Below are 15541 nucleotides of genomic sequence, written 5' to 3'. Positions count from 1 at the left end.
CGCTACCCTTCAATAGTAATAACGTATTTCATTGATATTTTTTTTACTTGATCGATAACAGCTTCGAATCGTTGGTATTACTAGGCTCGTCCCGTATTGTGATATTTTTACAAGTCGCTCTGAATCTCAAATTATCGGATTTTTAGCATCATAAATAGCATCAAAAAAGCAGGACTACGCATCCTGCTTTTTGCCAAAAAACCAATCCAAGAAACTCTTCTTCGGTATCTTAATCCTGCGACCCACGCGCACAACATGGAACTGTCCAGAGTTGGCAAGGTCATACGCCTGAACCTGACCGACTCCTAGGAAATGCTGGATGTGCTTTACCTCCAAGACTTCCGGCAAGTCATCGCTCCTGACTTCATTTTTCACGTTGATCACCTCTCCTTTTTATTCGTATTTAAGATTCAGCACGTCCTATTACTCCTAGTTTTCTGACTTCACCACCTGAATGTCGAGTGCTAACGCTATCTTGTAAAACGCCTTCCACTTGATCTTGTAGTAAGTAAACTCACTGATTGGCGGGTTGAAACGATGACAGTATATCGAATAATCGGTGATGTACTCGCTGTCCGCCCCCATGTACCGCTCCTGGATCAAAAACCTTTCCATGCGCGGCAGCCGATTCACTGCCCTTTCAACTCTCTCGCAATACGCCCTGCGCGCCGTCTGCTCATCAACGTTGTGAACAGCAATTCCAGCCGTCTGGTCACTGGTCTGATTCGATCGTCCGCCGTCCCTGTGCTCATAGCTGGCGGTGACAGATGCCTCGCGCTCTTCGAAGGTCAGGTACTTGTACAGCCGGTACTTTTCCAGCGCGGCTTCGACAGCCTTCTGTGTTTTCTTTCTGTCCAACTCCGGGAGAAAAGTCATTTGTTGCATATGGTCCCTCCTTTTTGGCGGGGAGTGCCCCGGCGAACCGGGGCGTTGATCTATCTCTAAAATGGCAGTTCGTCATCGTCAGTTGATTCTGGCGCAGTTACCTCATCCAGGCTCAACTGGCCGTCTGGAACATCCACAGTGCCGTCAGGATTGATGCTGTATTCCAAGCCTTCGTGCTCATCCTCACCGTAAAACTCATCGATACTCATCTGTGACGGCTGCACGGTCATCTTTACATTGCGGCCGGCGAATTTGTACAACTCTTGCGCCTTTTCTTCGGAGTCACCTTTGATGGCAAACTTCATGACCGTCTTTTTGCTGTCGCGCTGGATATTCATAAACTCAGCGGTCGTTTCACCAGCAGCGCATCCTTCAATTTCAAACACGATGATGCTGCCAGCCAACTGATAGAGCTGGTTTGCGGCATTTTCACCGTCGTTCCCCTTGATCTCGAATTTCAAGACCTCCTTCTTGTCGTCCTTCTGCTGCATTTTGAAAAATACGCTCAATTCAGTTTTCATATGTGATACGCTCCTTTTTCTTCACTAAATGGTTGATGTGGTACAGACCGTTAGTGAGCCTTATCCAGCCGTCATACAGTTAGTTTTGACTCGATGTACTGCTCAATCCGTAGAATGTCCTGACAAAGCTCTGATAGCGTCTGAGCAGTCGATTGCATGATCTTCATTTTCAACAGGTGCTTGAGTACGCTTCTTACACTGGAAAAGTATCCGTGAACCTTGTACAATTCCCTACCAAGGTTGTCCTGTTTGCCGGTGTACTCCTTGACGATAAACTGCAGGCCGTCAGATTCGAGAAACAGATTTTCTTCTATTTGAACTTTCATTACTTCACCTCATTTCTTTTCTCCAGACAAAAGGCTTGCCTGGTATGCGGCAACTAGCATCGTTGCTTCCAGAGTCGAAAATCCTTCTTGCAGCAAGTGCTTCCTGTAAACTGCTAACACTTTTGCCATGTCTCTCAAAGCGGCCTCGACTTGGTCAAACTGATGAGTCTCCACAAAATCACTCCTCAAAAGAAATATCGTGTTAAATCATCATCTGTCTAATCGCGCTCATCGCATCCTCTGCTGGCATGTCCTCCGAGAATATACCGTCCACATTATCCAAATTGATACGCATTGGTGTTTTCTGTCCCTTTGCAGCTTTCCACTCAACTCCAATCAATTGCCCAAATCCGTTTCTGGTAAGCGATAAGCTTTCAACCACAAATTCTTGAATTGCGCCGCTGCTGAAAACGATTGTGATCTTCTTCATCCGTTTCAACTCCTCATCACAATTTCTCTTTTGTTAAATTACTCTCCAATATCCCACCAGTCTTTATATTCGGGCAGTGTACTTTTCAATGTCTCAATGATGTACGGAACTGGATCGCTGGTCGAACGAATGTGAATGTCAACCTTCTCTAAGGCTTCACGAAAACGTCTGGCTTCTTTTTCCGCCGCAACCGCCAGCTTAATCCAGTGCGGCAGCGCTTCGCGGGCCTCGGAGATGAAATGCAAATTATTTTCGGTTGTACCAACAACCACTCCCTTCGCTAGTTGAACAAAATCGCCATTCTTTCTCTGTACTTGCCACGGCCCCGGTGTAGCCGCCTCGCACATTGCCAAGTCTTTTTCCGCGTCACGCATTACTTATCACTCCTTTTGCCATCAAGAAAACTAAGCTTACTGCATGTGGTGCAGTAGTAAATGCGTAGTTTGTAGAGTGATCGATCTGATACTCCCCGTCGTCAAAGCTATATGCACCTCCGTAATATCCGCCGTTAAGTCCGTGGGAAAACTCCAGGCGAATCCCTTGCTTTTTCGCTTCTTCCACAAGCACGCCCATGCCTTCCCATGAAGTCGAGTACCGCGGCATCGTTTCCAAGTATCCATCCTTATCAAAGTGCAGGGGACCGTAAAGAGCGATGTTGTATCTCAAATCCCCTTCAGGTGGGAATAGTCCCTCAAGACCTTGTCCGGTATCTCCCCATTGCCACCCCAACGCTTCCGCCACTTTCGCATCCAGCTCACGTCCTGCCTTCATCACTTGCCCACCTCCAGCAACTCCGGGTTCTCGTAGATGTTGCCTTTCACGTAGCACTCGCCGGGGATGTACTCAAAACGTCCATGAAGCCCGACAACTTCAAACCTTGCGTCATCTTTGTCCCATACTACCGTGCCGATATATTCCTCACCGTAGAGGTTGCCGGATGCATACATGTGATCCCCCTCGTAAATCTCCTTGCCGTTCTTGTCGTGGAGGCCGGTGTATTGCATCAGCTGGAAATCCTCTTTGTGGTAATAGAACACATCCTCCACACTGGCAAACCGTTCCCCTGGATAGGAACCAAAACTTGGAGAATCCCCGTTAAAGAAAAGCATCTTCCCACTCTTATGCAACGCCCGAAACTTGATCTCACGCCCTGCTTGCATCCCGTTCCCCTCCTGGAAATTCGTTCCACTCTCTGCCGTCCAGTAGCCTGCCGGCACGTTTCTTGCCAATGCGGTTCATAAAGGTGTAGTAATTATCGGGCGGCATGCAAGTATGAACAAAGCCAGCTTCGCCGTCATACGTAACCCAAAATTCGGGATCGTCATCATCGTCGTGAGGAGCAAATTCTCCCCACTGCTTGAAGAAAAACGGCACTCTGTATTCCTCGCACTGATCCCTCAAGCTTTCTGCCCACTCTGGATGCATGGGTCTTGCATTTGTTCCAGATTCACCACCTACGATTACCCAATCCAGTCCTTTTATGGCTTCTAATCCGTAACCCTCATTGTCTGGATGCTCGAATTGTGTCCAGAATTCCAAGTTAACCGGACCAAGTAACGGTTCGCAACTCAGGAACCGGACGGCTGCTGGCGTCTGCAGAAGTAACGGAATCCGCTCGTCTGCAGCTCGTTGGTTTTCGACGCTGACGCCGAGCCAGACGTTTGGAAGTGGGTTTGGCGTTCGGTTGATGTAAACATGTTCTTTGCTCAGATTTAGGTCGTTAGCGGCGCTTGCCCAATATGATCTACGGTTGTTTGTTGTCAAGTACGTTTTCATGCGCTCAGGCCTCTTGGTCAGTATCTGGTAGGTATGCCAAGGCGTTAGCGCCATCACTGCGAATACCTTGTCGATAAAGTCAAATGGCACGTCATCATGAAACGGGTCGGACATGCTATTCACGAATATCTGCCGCGGCTTCCTCCATTTCAACGGCTGTTCCAAACGATCCGGAAAAAGCTGAATCTCGCTGAAAGGTTTCGCGTACTGTTTCGGCAGCTTTTTGCCTTCCGTGAACGCCTTATGCCGCATGTCATGGAGTGCAAAAGCGTAGCAATTGCGGCAACCCTCTGACACCTTGCTGCAGCCTTTCTGGTTCCTTCCTGTCCTCTTCTGTCAGCGCATAATACTTTTCCCGGCCGATGTATGGAGGGTCAACGTAGAACAGCGTTGTGGGTGAATCATACACCCTGACGATTTCCCGGAAGTCGCGGTTATCGATCATGACCGTCTTCATCCGTTCTGCGAATGCCTCGATTGCCTGGCAGGCCGATTGGTATGTCCGAGCCGTGTTGTGCTCTCTGCTATGTCTCCAACCGGTATCAGTAGAGAAGGCGGAATCGGAGTTACCTTTCGCGATACCCGGACGGTTAACGTAGAAGAATCTCACCGCTCGTTCAAAGTCATCTGCCGGCGGTTCCTCACGCTTCCACTTCTCGTAAAGCATGCGGCTGTATGGCAATGACTCGCATGCTTCCCTCAGCCGTTTTGGTTCGTTCCTGGCCACCAGTAAGAAATTGACCACTTCACCATCGATGTCATTGTAAGCTTCATTGGTTATGGGAGGCTTTTGGGCAATCACATGCGCTGCGCCGCCGAACAGTTCAACGTAGCAGGTGTGCGGTGGCATTCGGCTGATAATGTGCTGAGCGACTTTACCTTTCCCTCCAAACCAGATAAGTGGTGATCTAGCCAACGTGCACCCTCCCCTCATGAATCTGTTTGATCGCCGCCATGAACGGGTACGCATGCGCTGGCACCACCGCGTTACCGCAAGCCTTCAACCTGGGCACTCGATTTTTTACTCCTGCAGCCACCCGTGGCGGTTCCCACTCGTACTGCTCTTCCCCGGGTCCTGCTGGCCACCTCGGATCATCAATCCAGTGTGCCTCGGTTTCGTCTCGCTCCACATCAGTCCAACCGATCGGGAAGCCCATCAAGCATTCGACCCAATCAGGATTGAGCTGATCCTGTTGTCCTTGTCTCATAACCGAACCCGGTACCGTATCGCGATCAATCTGCGAAGGTGGCAGTGTCGCATTCTCTGCATCCTGTGCTGCTGGTGTAGGCCACATTTTGACCACGATATTCAAATCCGGTGAATCTCTCTGTTCTCGACCCGATGCCGTCCGGTAATCCCGCGCTTTCGGCGTCGGCCACATCTTCACGGCAGCATGTAAATCTGGCGTTCTCCGTTCACGTTCCGATGGGCAGTCTCCCCGAAGAGTAGCCTTTGGTGTAGGCCATATCCTCACTTTTTCATGTAATCCCTGTTGCTTGCTGTTTGGGCCTCTTCTTTTGTGATCAGATTGTAACGGAGTTGGCCACAACGAAGACTCGATCTCGTCTGTGCGGGGCGCCGACGGCTGCAGCTGGAAGTAGTATCGCCCTTGCGGTGTAGCCTTCACTTTCCAGGTCAGCAAGTACGCTGTCGAGGCCCAGTGTGACGTGTCCAGCAACATTCTCTCCAAAGAACCAAGTGGGCCTGAGCTCGCACACAATTCTAAACACTTCCGGCCAGAGGTGGCGGTCATCGTCCTCGCCAAGTCGCTTCCCGGCGTGGGAGAAAGGCTGGCAAGGGTATCCGGCGCAAATAAGGTCAATTGTTCGGCTTCCATCCTCCGTTATCACCCCTGCGTCTATAAGCATTTGCTTGTTCAATTTCCGTAGGTCGTCGAAGATCGGTACTCCCGGGAATCGTTTGTTCAAAACCTTCACTGGATACGACTCTATCTCGCAGAAGGCCACCGTCTCTATCCCAGCCCACTTGGCTGCCAACCCGATCCCGTCGATTCCCGAGCAGAGAGATAGCATCCTCATGCGTTTCACCGCCCCTTAAAGATCATGCCTTCAATTTCGCAAACCTCCCACCGCTCATTAAGGGTGTGGTCCTTTTTCATAGTGGCCAGCACCTTTTCTGCATTCACTCTTGTTTTGTATATTTTGTCGTGAAAATTGTAGACGGTTGTTCCTTCCACGATGGCAATGATAAACATGTTATTTTCACCGCCTTGTTTTACATAATTGAGAGTTTGTACCCAGCTTTTTTTGTCCCAATCCTTTGTGGCATACTACCTACAAAGGAGCGTGAACGTTTTGGAAAACAAATCGTTTTACTACGTGACAAACTGGGACGATGCGTCCCGTTACACTCAGGCCCTTGAAGCTGCCGGCATCCCTCACTCTGTCGAAGACCATACCCAAGGGCTGCCGCTAAAAGAGGGCCAGCTTGCGATCGTGTTTCCCGATCTTCCCGTCAAGCAATTCGATTTCGTCCATAAATTGTTCGGCGGTGTTGGAGATCGCTACCCTCAGTAGATGCTCTTCCTTTCCTTCCAGCAATCAAGTCCTGATAATCCTCCAGGATGCATTTCCTTTGCCACTTCTGCCAATCTTCGCGCGTCCATTCTTTTGTGCTCATCTTCCGTCCTCCCGTTCTCTTTCGAATCGTTCTCTTGCAATCTCGTCCAGTTTCTCAAGCGCAGCTTGTCTCCGATTCTTTCCTATCCCCGGAATCCGTTTCATCGCTTCATCAGCTATGCTTTTTAGTTCGTTGCAGACCTCTGCCCAGATCATCATCCGTTGTTGGCTACGGCCCACAATCAGTCCATGTTTGTAGCCTTCTTTCCGCCCTTCTTCTCTTGCTCGGTCAAGCTTTTTCTGTAGGCTCATGTCTTCACCCGCTCTTGGTGCTGGATCAGCCAGTCAAGATACACCCGCGCCTTTTTCAGATCCTCTACACCGCCCTTATTGTTGCAGCGACTAAGATATTTCAAAACATTGCCGCGGCAGTATCCAGCAAACTCCTGGTGTGATAGTTTGGCCCGGAGATAATCGATTGTCTCGATACCACCGGCAGTATAGTGGTCTGGCGAATTTACAGGATCACCCATTATTCCATCCTCCTCCGCTTCTTTTTCCACTTCTTCCAGTTCTTCATCTGAGACTTATTTTTGCGAAAGTAAATCTTGCGCTGACGTTTTTCTTCTGACTTCGCCTTGAGTGACCGAGATAAGGACCTCAGGATCTCCCTGAGCGCCTTGCCTATCATTTCCGCAGTCACACGAAAGCCAGTGACCACCTTATACACATCTTCATCGCTCAGGTGGTCGATGTTGTGCCCTTGACTAGCCAAATATTGCCGAAACTCAGCTATAGCCTTTACCATCTCTTCGCTCATTTGGCCACCTTCTTCCGTTTCTTTTTCTCGGACGGGTTGAGGATGGATTGGATGACTTCTGCCTCATATTTGATGGTTGTCGTCGGCTCTCCGACTTCCTGCGAAAACTTTAATTCTCGCGCAATCTGCGCCAACACGAACGCATCCCTTACGTTATCGCTACTATGTTCAAAACCCCACTTTTTGAAGATCGGCAGCACCATCTCATCCTTCTTCGCGTTTCCTTTGCCAGTTGCGAACTTCTTCACGCTGGCTGGGCTGACTTCGGTGTAGGCAATGCCTCGTCGGAATAGCGCAACTCGCAGACCCCAACCTATACCGTATTGAACGCTAACGCCCTGCCCTTGTGCGCCAAATGCGAATCCCTCAATACAGACGATGTCATCAGGCTTAACAAAAGCCATCACCTCTCCAAGCAACGACGCCATGCGCTTTGGGTCTTGGCTGCCAACACCAGTCAACTCATTGGCACGCAGAACATCTCCCCACTCGCTTATTGCCACGAAACCAGTTCTGGTTGATGGATCGATTCCTACAAATCTCATTACCAATCACCTGCCCTCATATTTACTTTTGACCAGGGAACAAGCTCGCTGATCTCCATATAGTGAGGGCGCCGCTCCACTTCTGAGCGGTTGCTATCGCGCCTGGTGTAAAACCTGATCGTTTCCTCCCGGATCGTCTCATGATGCGACTCGCAAAGAGGCACTAACGCCCATGACTTGGTAGCTGGTTGACGGCAGTCGGGATACTGGCATTTCATTGAGACACCACCTTTCCTGCTGCTTCCTCTCTGATTTGATTCATAATTTCCTTGAATCTATCCGACAGAAATGGCACATACATATCTGCAGGAACCCCGCAAGCAGACATCTCTTTCATCATGGTTCGGACGATGCTGTCAGCTTGGCGCAGGTGGTCGTACAAATTCCAGTCCAAACTTTCGTATATCTCCACCATTTCTTTCCGTTGATGGATTTGTTGTTCGCGCCGTTTTAGTTCCTGGCGGGCAGCCTTTTTGACCGACTGCGGACAATCCTCGTAGACGATAATTTGATAGAGTTGCTCATTGGTTGCAGCTGTAAGGTTCACGTTCTCACCTCTCAGTCATCGAGCCAATCCGACAGATCGACTTTCTTCTGTGGCTCCGGTTCTGGTTCTGGCTTTGGTGGATCAGGTTCAGGCGTTGACGGCTCCGGCTTCCGCTGTTGGTACTCCATCACACCCGCAGCGACAAAGTCGTATTTCTGCATCAACTCTGCCTTGGTTCGTTCGTCGATCAGAGGATGGTCCAGTTCCTTCGCTTTTTCTAAGAGCCAATCAAGTGATCTGAAATATTGCTCGTCGTTTTCTATTCGCCTCATGGCAGCAACCACGCTATCACTCGTATTGATGCCGCGACCACCATACCGACAAAGCAAAAGATGAGGGTCCATATGATGGTGTGGGCAAGTAACCTTCCAATGTTCAAGTCAAGCTACCTCATTCCCAGTTCCTCGAACCTCTGTATCCATCCCTTGAAAAGCAACCGAAACTCATTCACCCCGATGTCTCGTCCCTTTGCGATAAAGGACTGTATAACCTTGCCGCCCGGGTCTGTGTCTTTGGGATCGTGCCAAAGGAATTCCACCACATCTGCGTCCTGCTCGATACTCCCAGACTCCTTGAGGTGGGAGAGTTGAGGCTTTGTCGCATTCTCAGAATCACGGTTCATCTGTGACAGCAGGATAAACACGCAGTTCATCTCTCTTGCGATCTGTTTGGCTGCTGCTGTGACCCGTCCGATCGCCTCCGCTCTCGACTCTCCACGCCTTTGCGGTATCCGCATAATCTGTAAATAGTCCACGGCGATAGCTGCAATCTTTCCATGCTTTCGTTTAAACTGGCGGGCAGTCGCCCTGATCTCGTCGATAGTAACCCCGGAGCTATCCTGGACAAACAATGGGTATTTTTCGAGAGTTTCATATCGTGCTCTCAACTTCGCCATTTCATCAGCATCGAGGTTCTTGCTCTTTATCCGGTTGTAATTGACGCCTGTCGTAGCAGAGAGCCAGCGGTCATATATCTGTTCCGTTCCCATTTCTTGCGACCATAACAGCACTGCTCCAGCATCCAAATGGGCTTTCTTGTCTCGATACTGGCGGGCAATCCCGTATAGCATCTGCAGGAGCTTCGCAGTCTTCCCGGCACTCGGGCGACCGGCTAGTACATACAACCAGCCACGCCAAAGGCCTTTTGCCCATTCGTCGAATTGGTTGAAGCCAGTTAAGACAAACTCTGCTTTTTTCGTCAGGTGCTCAAAGTATCGCTCCTTGTTTTCTCGGAAGCTACTCATCTTCCCAACTTCCCGCGGCCGTAACTCAGATACAAGTTGTTCGACGGCAGCGAAGTACTCCTCGTCCGATTCAAAATCTTCTCTCGACAATTCCATGATCTTCGCACCGGCTGCTGCACCTCTCCTGCGGATTGCCCTTGATCGGACGATTTGGGCATAGTGATCAATATTTGCAGCGGTAGGACATGATTTTCCAAGTTCGATCAGATATGACACGCCGCCCATGTCGTTTACGCGATTGAACTTCTGATACTCGTCGGTTACCGTAACCACGTCCACCGGTTTGTTTTGGTCGTGCAGGTATTTCATGACCTCAAATATTTTTTGATGCCTTTCGACCAAGAAGTCCCGGGGCTCTAAAAACATGATCTTATCCAGGGAATTCTGATCAAGAAGCACGGCGCCGAGTACCGACTGTTCAGCAGAGATATCAACTTGTTCAATCGTCGCTCCAGTTGAATGCATTCGGATCGTTCCCCTCCTGTACCCAACGCTGGAAGGCAACCTCTTTATCCCGTGGATCTGGTTTCACTTTCGGCTGCGGTTTAGGCTTAGAAGATGCCTTCATTTTCAAAGCCAATTCCCCGAACTTATCCCGCAGCTTCTTAGCTGAAAGAACATTGACTTTCCAGAACTGGTCGGATGTTACCCAGTCGATCACATCTGCGATAAGACTCTTGTCCTGTACTTTGTCGATTTCGACAAGCTTCCGAAATTCATCCGCCCACTTCTGCATGTCTGCCTTGATGATGAGGTGTGTTAGTCCTTCCGCTTTTGCAACGGCTTCTACTCGCCCGTGAAAGTAAACTGCCATTTTAAAATAGGTGCTGTCCTCCGCATACTTTTTAGGTTGCCGAGTATTTTTATTTTTTTCTTTAATATTTTCTTTCTTCGTCCTCGACGTAGAGGACGGTTCTGTACTCACCGTAGAGGACGGTTCTGTACTCGGATTAGAGGACAGTCCGCTAATTAGAGGACGGTCAACCCATTCGGTGTAATTTTTGTTGAAAGAAATAACCCTCGACCCCCTTCCGCCAGTCCCAACGACACTGATAATGTTCCGGTCAATCAGCGCGGTAAGCTCCCGATCCACCTGTCCCCGGCTGGCATTGATAGCCCTTGCCAAAAAGGTTAGCGACAGATCATGCTCCCTGCGATGAAAGCCGTAGGTGAAGCGCCAGACGGCCATCACAATTCGGAATTGCGTGCCGTTGAGACTAGCCTTCATGATGTGCTCCAATATTTCGTTTGCAATTCTTGTGTAGCCATCCTCGATTTGAGGCATTCACCTCACCCGTTTCACATCTTTAATTCACTGAGGACAAAGTTGCTGATCCTCTCCGCTAGGTCTGCGCCGTCTGCTTGGTCATCATCTTTGCTTGGGCAGCTTGTCCACTTTTCATAGATGTCTTGGATGCCTCGCTTAATTCGCTCCGCTGCCGTCTGCTCGATGGTGTAGCCAAAGACAAGAGCTGAGATGAGTTTGTCGAAGCTATCAAAGTTCTCGCCGTACTTTCGGATGGACTTCATCTGCCTTTCGTACCTAGATACTACTTGATGAAAAATGCATCGAATCACATCGTAATTGCGCCAACCTTTGTCTCGAACTTGCTCAATCGCCTCTGCTACTTCCCGTGGAATTTCGACTTTTTCCTGTGCGACAATCTTGTTTATCTCTTCCTGCAGCATCCGCTTTTCGTCACGTTCCTTTTCCCAAGCTTTCTCCCACTTAAAAATAGCCTTGTCCTGAGACTCAACTCTTTTCACTAAGTATTCGTTATGCTTTGTCAGCGCCGCTACTTCCTCACGGAGCTGGAGCACTTCTTGATATAGTGGGAATGTCGTGCAGTGGAAACCAGCTACTTTAATTCCTTCATAGGGGCCAGATACTACTCGCCAGAATCCATTTGCATCCTCGACCGGAATGATAGTTCCGGCCGGAATAAATTTGCCTTGGATATGCAAATGCGCTGCCGTCATTACGTAATTCACTCAAACCACCTCAATTTCGTAATGTTTTCCCGCTTCAAACCCCCTCCGCCTCAACGCCGCTTTCACGGTCATTTCCGCCAGTGCAGGCAGGTTGTTTCGCTTTGATAGGTGTGTTAGGTATATCCGCTCCCCTCGCCCTTGTATAAGGCTCCCAAGAGTCACAGCGACCTGTTCATTTGACAGGTGCCCAATGTCTGAGAGGATGCGGGACTTCACGCTGTCAGGATAGGGGCCCGCTTCGACCATGGACGGATCGTGATTTGCCTCGATGACATAAATGTCGCTGCCGGCCATTGTCTCCAACATCTCGGGGTCAACCTTGCCTGTGTCCAAGCAGATGCTTGCTTTCCTTTCCCCGGCCGTCACCGTGTAGCCGACCGGCTCGTAGGCGTCATGGTATGTTTTAAATGCTGTGACCGTGAATCCATTCGGATCAAAGAAGCAGGGGCCTTTGCCAACCTCGACCACTCCGTCTTTTTCCTCTGGCTCCGCGATACACTTCCACTCGCCGTATGTGGCGTATACCGGAATAAGGTACTTGGCAGCGAGAGGCAGCCCCTTAATGTGGTCTGAGTGGGCATGTGTCACGAATATTGCCGCGATCTCATCTGGCCGAATACCAACCTCCAGCAGCCGCTTCTCAATCTTGGTCTTGGCTATGCCCGCGTCAATCAGTATCGTTGTTTGTCCGGACCGGACGGCGACGCAATTTCCGTCCGATCCGGAAGCTAGAATGTTTACTTCCATCCCTGCCCTCCTTGATCTCGTCGTCACACCGAACGCAGATTTCCAAGCCCCGAAAGTAATGCTCCCTTCCAGGATTCATCTCGCGTCCGCAGAGTTGACATTCTGGATCCCTGCGGTAGACCTCTACTTTGTACATGAGCGTCACCTACCAAATATCTGCGGAATTATCGGGATAGCCTGGAATTCTCTTTACAAAATGGCATCAGTCGTTAAACTTGCTATACAGCGCATACCATGCACCTTCGATCTCCTGGGCTTTCGGTAAATCCGAAGTGTCAATGATCGTTTCAATTACAGTTCCATCTTTGCGCTTTAGAAAGATAGCGGTAACTCCTTCGCGGATCTCGTAATCGTTTTTCATAGCAAATCATCATCCGTACTTTGTGCTGCCTTACGTGCTTCAATCTCTAAATCCATGATCTTGAGCAGACCCATCATCTCTGCTAGTGTGGGCTTGTCCCCTTTGGGCTTGGCATGCTCTGCAATGTACGCGCTCATCTGATCGGGGTCAGTGATACCAAGCTGCGCGAACTTCTTCTTCATCTCGGCGCGTGCTTTCTTCATCTTGGCCGCTTCGTCATCTTCGGCTGGCTGCTTCGGTACATCTATCACTTCTGCTTGTGGCGTGATGTCTTTGCGTTGCGGCTGGTATTCAGGGATGTTGTCAACCGATGATCCTGATTGGAAATGCTCGTCCTCTGCCACCTCAATGCCGAACTGCCGCTTGAAAGCCCGCTTAATCGCGTGTTTGACGATCATGTCGTCGAAGTAGTCCTTCCACATCTGACCGTTGCGGCCTTTGAGCAGGTGTTCAACCTGATCATTAGTGATGACCACCGCAATGTTCGGCGCACCCTCGCGATAAGCAACGCAGTAGGCTCCAATCGTCTTTCCGCGCTGCATTGACGTGATACGGTGTTTCGGCTCCCCAGTGACGACATCGATTTCAAACTCGTCGTTTTCCTTGACCTCAGAGGCGATAAACCCCTTGTACTGCGGATGCCGTTTTGCCAGGGCGACGATACCCTCGACGGCAATCTGGATGCTCATTACAGGGCCGTCTTTGCCGTTGTATACGATACAGTACACTTGATTGAGGAAAGGATTTAGGCCACTGCGGGCGCACGTCTGGACGAACAAAGCGAACTGCTCATTGGTAGTGCCGCGGGCGATAGTGGCTTTCAGTGTGTCGAGTTCGGATTGTGTGAAGCTGCCGACAACTGCCTGTGTGTCGATAGTTGAAACTGCTGTTGATTTGGTCATTCTCAAAACCCTCCCTTCGCAGCTTCAAGGCCGCGTTTAACTTGTTTTTTTGCTGATTCCCAAGCCTTCTCGTACAACGCTTCTGGATCGTCGCCCGGCTCAACAGTGATGACCACCCCTGCGTCAACTTTCAACGATTCATAATTGCCAAGATTTTTTGTACACGTGAATCCAACGCTAATTTCCTTGGTTTGCATTTGCGTTCTCCTCCTTCATGCACTCAGCAAGGCATTCTAAGTGGCAAAACAGGTCACTTCCTCGCTTCCAGACAACATCGCCTTTGTAAATAGGCCATTCACACGATGGATTGGCGCATACATCAATGGGTTGTGGTTTCCAGCTCATCAGTTCCGCCCTCCCGCTCGATTTTCAGTTCCTGACCAGCCACAACCCGGCACACAATCAATTGCCCCACTGGCTGCTTAAACCGGGTGATGCTCTCTGCGTTGTCTACAAAGCAAGGTGCTACGATTCCACTCTGCTGGCTCAACACGTCCAGAAGTTCCAACCCGGCGCGGATGCTCTCGGACAGCGACAGCTTCCGATATGGCTTGCCGTCCATCTCTATTTCAAAGTCGGGCTTCAACTCACCGTCTGTTTTGTTTTGCTTGAACAGGCGAATGGAGAGTGTCGTGAAAAGGTCTTGCACTTTGGCCGCTTGCAGTTCCGCTTCCTTGGCCAGAAACGCCTTGATTGCATCCAGGATGAAAACAGATTCGTTACGACTGGCCAGCGTAGCTGCCTCGTCGGCTTTGGCTTTCTCAATCTCTTCTTGCAGTCCTTGAACGTTTTTCAGGCGGTAGATTGCATCCTCCAGAGCGTCACGTTTACGCTCCAATTCCCGAATGTTCTCCAACTGTTCGGAAACGTCGATATATTCAAGCGTTGCAAGTTGTGCTTCCAGCTCTTTGCGCTCCAGCACGGTCTTGTCGTAATCAGCTTTGAACTGATCAATGCGCTTCTGCTTGTCAGCCTCTGCGTTGGCCTTCGCATCTCCCTGGAGCACTTGTCCACATGTTCGGCAGATGTCCTTGATAGGCTCGTCTTTCAACGCGGCAAACTGTGCTTTCATACGATCTCGTTGTTCCAACAACGATTTGATCCGGGCTTGCAAGGTATTGATTTTGCGGTTGTTCTCATCGGCTGACCCTGTCATCTTTTCAATTTCTTTGATCTTCTCGTACAACTTGGTACTCTCGGCCTTTGTAGCCTCGATATCAATGTCTTCCTGCGGTAACCTCTCCAATTGTTCCAGCAGTGTCTTGGTGCGGCTCTGCGCTGCTATGTACTGCTTGTCCTGCTTGTTTTTGTTGTCGCGGTGGATCTTGTCCAGGTCTGCGAGAGAATGCTTCTTGAGGAGTTCCGACAGCTTGTCTGCTTGTGCTACAGGCATCTGTGCAAAAACCTCTTTATTGGCCGGAGGCGAAACGTACCGTAAGAGCATTTCCCGCTGCTTTTCCCAGTGCATACTCGGGAAGTATCCAGGATTGAACAGCGACAGGAACAGGTCTTTGTCAAACAGGGATTGTACCAGTTGATCAAACTCCGTGGCCTTGCTCGGTACCTCGTTGATCCAGTAGACCGCTTTGCCCGACCGGATGCCGCGGCCGAGGAGAACTGATTTTTCGTCCACCTGCAGCAGCAGTTCGGCCCTTACCTCGTCAAAGTCGTAGCCGATCGGTGTCGGGTCAATCTTGCTTCCGAAAGCATCCGTGCCGTATAATGTCCAAGAGACAGCTTCGGGAATACTTGACTTACCTTTTGCATTGTCGCCCGTGATCTTCGTCAGCTCGCCAAAGTTAACGGTAAGATCGCGGTGCGACTTGTAATTTTTTAGGGTAAGTTTTTGGAATAAAATCTTCATTT

The 15541-nt window shown here is 49.9% G+C and carries 28 protein-coding genes and 1 pseudogene; 1 reads left to right on the top strand and 28 read right to left on the bottom strand.

What is annotated here, in order from left to right; all coding sequences use genetic code 11:
- Window positions 1-174: 174 nt before the first annotated feature.
- From ACI7RC_RS26250 to ACI7RC_RS26190, 13 genes and pseudogenes are all read right to left on the bottom strand, one after another.
- Entirely contained in the window at window positions 175-375 is a 201-nt protein-coding gene (locus ACI7RC_RS26250) for a helix-turn-helix domain-containing protein (RefSeq protein ID WP_408111115.1), read from the bottom strand.
- 54 nt (window positions 376-429) lie between these two features.
- Complete coding sequence (locus tag ACI7RC_RS26245) at window positions 430-885, bottom strand: ArpU family phage packaging/lysis transcriptional regulator (protein ID WP_408111114.1); 456 nt, start codon at window positions 883-885, stop codon at window positions 430-432.
- Between the two features lie 56 nt (window positions 886-941).
- Complete coding sequence (locus ACI7RC_RS26240) at window positions 942-1406, bottom strand: hypothetical protein (RefSeq protein WP_408111113.1); 465 nt, start codon at window positions 1404-1406, stop codon at window positions 942-944.
- A 71-nt stretch (window positions 1407-1477) separates the two neighbouring features.
- Window positions 1478-1732, bottom strand: coding sequence for a hypothetical protein (locus ACI7RC_RS26235; protein ID WP_408111112.1), 255 nt, complete (start codon window positions 1730-1732; stop codon window positions 1478-1480).
- A gap of 202 nt (window positions 1733-1934) precedes the next feature.
- Window positions 1935-2162, bottom strand: coding sequence for a hypothetical protein (locus tag ACI7RC_RS26230; RefSeq protein WP_019123793.1), 228 nt, complete (start codon window positions 2160-2162; stop codon window positions 1935-1937).
- A 38-nt stretch (window positions 2163-2200) separates the two neighbouring features.
- Window positions 2201-2536: a hypothetical protein gene (locus ACI7RC_RS26225; RefSeq protein ID WP_019123620.1), complete on the bottom strand. Its 336-nt coding sequence runs from the start codon at window positions 2534-2536 to the stop codon at window positions 2201-2203.
- Window positions 2529-2933, bottom strand: coding sequence for a hypothetical protein (locus tag ACI7RC_RS26220; protein ID WP_408111111.1), 405 nt, complete (start codon window positions 2931-2933; stop codon window positions 2529-2531). Before ACI7RC_RS26220 ends, ACI7RC_RS26225 begins: the two co-directional genes overlap by 8 nt.
- Entirely contained in the window at window positions 2933-3322 is a 390-nt protein-coding gene (locus tag ACI7RC_RS26215; protein ID WP_408111110.1) for a YopX family protein, read from the bottom strand. The genes ACI7RC_RS26220 and ACI7RC_RS26215 overlap by 1 nt, the downstream gene beginning before the upstream one ends.
- Window positions 3306-4235, bottom strand: coding sequence for a phage Gp37/Gp68 family protein (locus ACI7RC_RS26210; protein WP_408111109.1), 930 nt, complete (start codon window positions 4233-4235; stop codon window positions 3306-3308). The genes ACI7RC_RS26215 and ACI7RC_RS26210 overlap by 17 nt, the downstream gene beginning before the upstream one ends.
- Window positions 4192-4854: a DNA adenine methylase gene (locus tag ACI7RC_RS26205; protein ID WP_408111108.1), complete on the bottom strand. Its 663-nt coding sequence runs from the start codon at window positions 4852-4854 to the stop codon at window positions 4192-4194. The genes ACI7RC_RS26210 and ACI7RC_RS26205 overlap by 44 nt, the downstream gene beginning before the upstream one ends.
- Window positions 4847-5326, bottom strand: coding sequence for a hypothetical protein (locus ACI7RC_RS26200; protein WP_408111107.1), 480 nt, complete (start codon window positions 5324-5326; stop codon window positions 4847-4849). The genes ACI7RC_RS26205 and ACI7RC_RS26200 overlap by 8 nt, the downstream gene beginning before the upstream one ends.
- 148 nt (window positions 5327-5474) lie before the next feature.
- Window positions 5475-5978 (bottom strand): annotated as a pseudogene (locus ACI7RC_RS26195) (DNA cytosine methyltransferase); the annotation flags it as partial.
- 5 nt (window positions 5979-5983) lie between these two features.
- On the bottom strand, window positions 5984-6154 hold the full coding sequence (locus tag ACI7RC_RS26190) for a hypothetical protein (protein WP_408111106.1): 171 nt from the start codon (window positions 6152-6154) through the stop codon (window positions 5984-5986).
- Between the two features lie 91 nt (window positions 6155-6245).
- On the opposite strand from ACI7RC_RS26190, the gene ACI7RC_RS26185 reads away from it, so the two are divergent.
- Complete coding sequence (locus ACI7RC_RS26185) at window positions 6246-6476, top strand: hypothetical protein (RefSeq protein WP_408111105.1); 231 nt, start codon at window positions 6246-6248, stop codon at window positions 6474-6476.
- Between the two features lie 99 nt (window positions 6477-6575).
- Here ACI7RC_RS26185 and ACI7RC_RS26180 read toward each other — a convergent pair whose 3' ends face one another.
- The 15 genes from ACI7RC_RS26180 to ACI7RC_RS26110 all read right to left on the bottom strand — a co-directional run bounded on the left by ACI7RC_RS26180 (window position 6576) and on the right by ACI7RC_RS26110 (window position 15539).
- On the bottom strand, window positions 6576-6830 hold the full coding sequence (locus ACI7RC_RS26180) for a hypothetical protein (protein ID WP_408111104.1): 255 nt from the start codon (window positions 6828-6830) through the stop codon (window positions 6576-6578).
- Window positions 6827-7051: a DUF3310 domain-containing protein gene (locus ACI7RC_RS26175; RefSeq protein WP_408111103.1), complete on the bottom strand. Its 225-nt coding sequence runs from the start codon at window positions 7049-7051 to the stop codon at window positions 6827-6829. Before ACI7RC_RS26175 ends, ACI7RC_RS26180 begins: the two co-directional genes overlap by 4 nt.
- Complete coding sequence (locus tag ACI7RC_RS26170; protein WP_408111102.1) at window positions 7051-7338, bottom strand: hypothetical protein; 288 nt, start codon at window positions 7336-7338, stop codon at window positions 7051-7053. Before ACI7RC_RS26170 ends, ACI7RC_RS26175 begins: the two co-directional genes overlap by 1 nt.
- On the bottom strand, window positions 7335-7883 hold the full coding sequence (locus ACI7RC_RS26165; RefSeq protein ID WP_019123610.1) for a RuvC family protein: 549 nt from the start codon (window positions 7881-7883) through the stop codon (window positions 7335-7337). Before ACI7RC_RS26165 ends, ACI7RC_RS26170 begins: the two co-directional genes overlap by 4 nt.
- Window positions 7883-8101 carry a hypothetical protein gene (locus tag ACI7RC_RS26160; RefSeq protein WP_408111101.1) on the bottom strand — a complete coding sequence of 73 codons (219 nt, stop codon included), beginning with the start codon at window positions 8099-8101 and terminating at the stop codon, window positions 7883-7885. Before ACI7RC_RS26160 ends, ACI7RC_RS26165 begins: the two co-directional genes overlap by 1 nt.
- A complete protein-coding gene (locus ACI7RC_RS26155) occupies window positions 8098-8430 on the bottom strand; it encodes a hypothetical protein (RefSeq protein ID WP_408111100.1) in 333 nt (110 codons plus the stop codon). The genes ACI7RC_RS26160 and ACI7RC_RS26155 overlap by 4 nt, the downstream gene beginning before the upstream one ends.
- Before the next feature lie 11 nt (window positions 8431-8441).
- Window positions 8442-8714: a hypothetical protein gene (locus ACI7RC_RS26150; RefSeq protein WP_408111099.1), complete on the bottom strand. Its 273-nt coding sequence runs from the start codon at window positions 8712-8714 to the stop codon at window positions 8442-8444.
- Window positions 8715-8815: 101 nt separating this feature from the next.
- On the bottom strand, window positions 8816-10138 hold the full coding sequence (locus tag ACI7RC_RS26145; RefSeq protein ID WP_408111098.1) for a replicative DNA helicase: 1323 nt from the start codon (window positions 10136-10138) through the stop codon (window positions 8816-8818).
- Entirely contained in the window at window positions 10113-10958 is an 846-nt protein-coding gene (locus ACI7RC_RS26140; protein ID WP_408111097.1) for a replication protein, read from the bottom strand. Before ACI7RC_RS26140 ends, ACI7RC_RS26145 begins: the two co-directional genes overlap by 26 nt.
- Before the next feature lie 14 nt (window positions 10959-10972).
- Window positions 10973-11665, bottom strand: coding sequence for a DUF1642 domain-containing protein (locus ACI7RC_RS26135; RefSeq protein ID WP_408111096.1), 693 nt, complete (start codon window positions 11663-11665; stop codon window positions 10973-10975).
- On the bottom strand, window positions 11666-12412 hold the full coding sequence (locus ACI7RC_RS26130) for an MBL fold metallo-hydrolase (RefSeq protein WP_408111095.1): 747 nt from the start codon (window positions 12410-12412) through the stop codon (window positions 11666-11668). It abuts the gene before it with no gap.
- Between the two features lie 202 nt (window positions 12413-12614).
- Window positions 12615-12773: a hypothetical protein gene (locus ACI7RC_RS26125; RefSeq protein WP_408111094.1), complete on the bottom strand. Its 159-nt coding sequence runs from the start codon at window positions 12771-12773 to the stop codon at window positions 12615-12617.
- A complete protein-coding gene (locus ACI7RC_RS26120) occupies window positions 12770-13675 on the bottom strand; it encodes a RecT family recombinase (protein WP_408111093.1) in 906 nt (301 codons plus the stop codon). Before ACI7RC_RS26120 ends, ACI7RC_RS26125 begins: the two co-directional genes overlap by 4 nt.
- Window positions 13676-13677: 2 nt before the next feature.
- Window positions 13678-13872 carry a hypothetical protein gene (locus tag ACI7RC_RS26115; RefSeq protein WP_408111092.1) on the bottom strand — a complete coding sequence of 65 codons (195 nt, stop codon included), beginning with the start codon at window positions 13870-13872 and terminating at the stop codon, window positions 13678-13680.
- Between the two features lie 122 nt (window positions 13873-13994).
- Window positions 13995-15539 (bottom strand): AAA family ATPase, encoded by a 1545-nt coding sequence (locus ACI7RC_RS26110; RefSeq protein ID WP_408111091.1) that lies wholly within the window; start codon window positions 15537-15539, stop codon window positions 13995-13997.
- Between the last annotated feature and the right edge of the window lie 2 nt (window positions 15540-15541).

It is taken from the genome of Brevibacillus sp. B_LB10_24 (assembly GCF_046036945.1).
GTDB lineage: Bacteria > Bacillota > Bacilli > Brevibacillales > Brevibacillaceae > Brevibacillus_C.
Note: the sequence above shows the minus strand (reverse complement) of the source record. Positions and strands in the feature narration are given on the sequence as shown.

Coding starts and splice junctions, on each gene's coding strand:
- ACI7RC_RS26235 (WP_408111112.1), bottom strand. CDS start 1,732: ATGAAAGTTCAAATAGAAGAAAATCTGTTTCTCGAATCTGACGGCCTG.
- ACI7RC_RS26230 (WP_019123793.1), bottom strand. CDS start 2,162: ATGAAGAAGATCACAATCGTTTTCAGCAGCGGCGCAATTCAAGAATTT.
- ACI7RC_RS26120 (WP_408111093.1), bottom strand. CDS start 13,675: ATGACCAAATCAACAGCAGTTTCAACTATCGACACACAGGCAGTTGTC.
- ACI7RC_RS26215 (WP_408111110.1), bottom strand. CDS start 3,322: ATGCAAGCAGGGCGTGAGATCAAGTTTCGGGCGTTGCATAAGAGTGGG.
- ACI7RC_RS26190 (WP_408111106.1), bottom strand. CDS start 6,154: ATGTTTATCATTGCCATCGTGGAAGGAACAACCGTCTACAATTTTCAC.
- ACI7RC_RS26170 (WP_408111102.1), bottom strand. CDS start 7,338: ATGAGCGAAGAGATGGTAAAGGCTATAGCTGAGTTTCGGCAATATTTG.
- ACI7RC_RS26125 (WP_408111094.1), bottom strand. CDS start 12,773: ATGAAAAACGATTACGAGATCCGCGAAGGAGTTACCGCTATCTTTCTA.
- ACI7RC_RS26130 (WP_408111095.1), bottom strand. CDS start 12,412: ATGGAAGTAAACATTCTAGCTTCCGGATCGGACGGAAATTGCGTCGCC.
- ACI7RC_RS26240 (WP_408111113.1), bottom strand. CDS start 1,406: ATGAAAACTGAATTGAGCGTATTTTTCAAAATGCAGCAGAAGGACGAC.
- ACI7RC_RS26110 (WP_408111091.1), bottom strand. CDS start 15,539: ATGAAGATTTTATTCCAAAAACTTACCCTAAAAAATTACAAGTCGCAC.
- ACI7RC_RS26160 (WP_408111101.1), bottom strand. CDS start 8,101: ATGAAATGCCAGTATCCCGACTGCCGTCAACCAGCTACCAAGTCATGG.
- ACI7RC_RS26145 (WP_408111098.1), bottom strand. CDS start 10,138: ATGCATTCAACTGGAGCGACGATTGAACAAGTTGATATCTCTGCTGAA.
- ACI7RC_RS26140 (WP_408111097.1), bottom strand. CDS start 10,958: ATGCCTCAAATCGAGGATGGCTACACAAGAATTGCAAACGAAATATTG.
- ACI7RC_RS26225 (WP_019123620.1), bottom strand. CDS start 2,536: ATGCGTGACGCGGAAAAAGACTTGGCAATGTGCGAGGCGGCTACACCG.
- ACI7RC_RS26175 (WP_408111103.1), bottom strand. CDS start 7,051: ATGGGTGATCCTGTAAATTCGCCAGACCACTATACTGCCGGTGGTATC.
- ACI7RC_RS26220 (WP_408111111.1), bottom strand. CDS start 2,933: ATGAAGGCAGGACGTGAGCTGGATGCGAAAGTGGCGGAAGCGTTGGGG.
- ACI7RC_RS26245 (WP_408111114.1), bottom strand. CDS start 885: ATGCAACAAATGACTTTTCTCCCGGAGTTGGACAGAAAGAAAACACAG.
- ACI7RC_RS26180 (WP_408111104.1), bottom strand. CDS start 6,830: ATGAGCCTACAGAAAAAGCTTGACCGAGCAAGAGAAGAAGGGCGGAAA.
- ACI7RC_RS26115 (WP_408111092.1), bottom strand. CDS start 13,872: ATGCAAACCAAGGAAATTAGCGTTGGATTCACGTGTACAAAAAATCTT.
- ACI7RC_RS26165 (WP_019123610.1), bottom strand. CDS start 7,883: ATGAGATTTGTAGGAATCGATCCATCAACCAGAACTGGTTTCGTGGCA.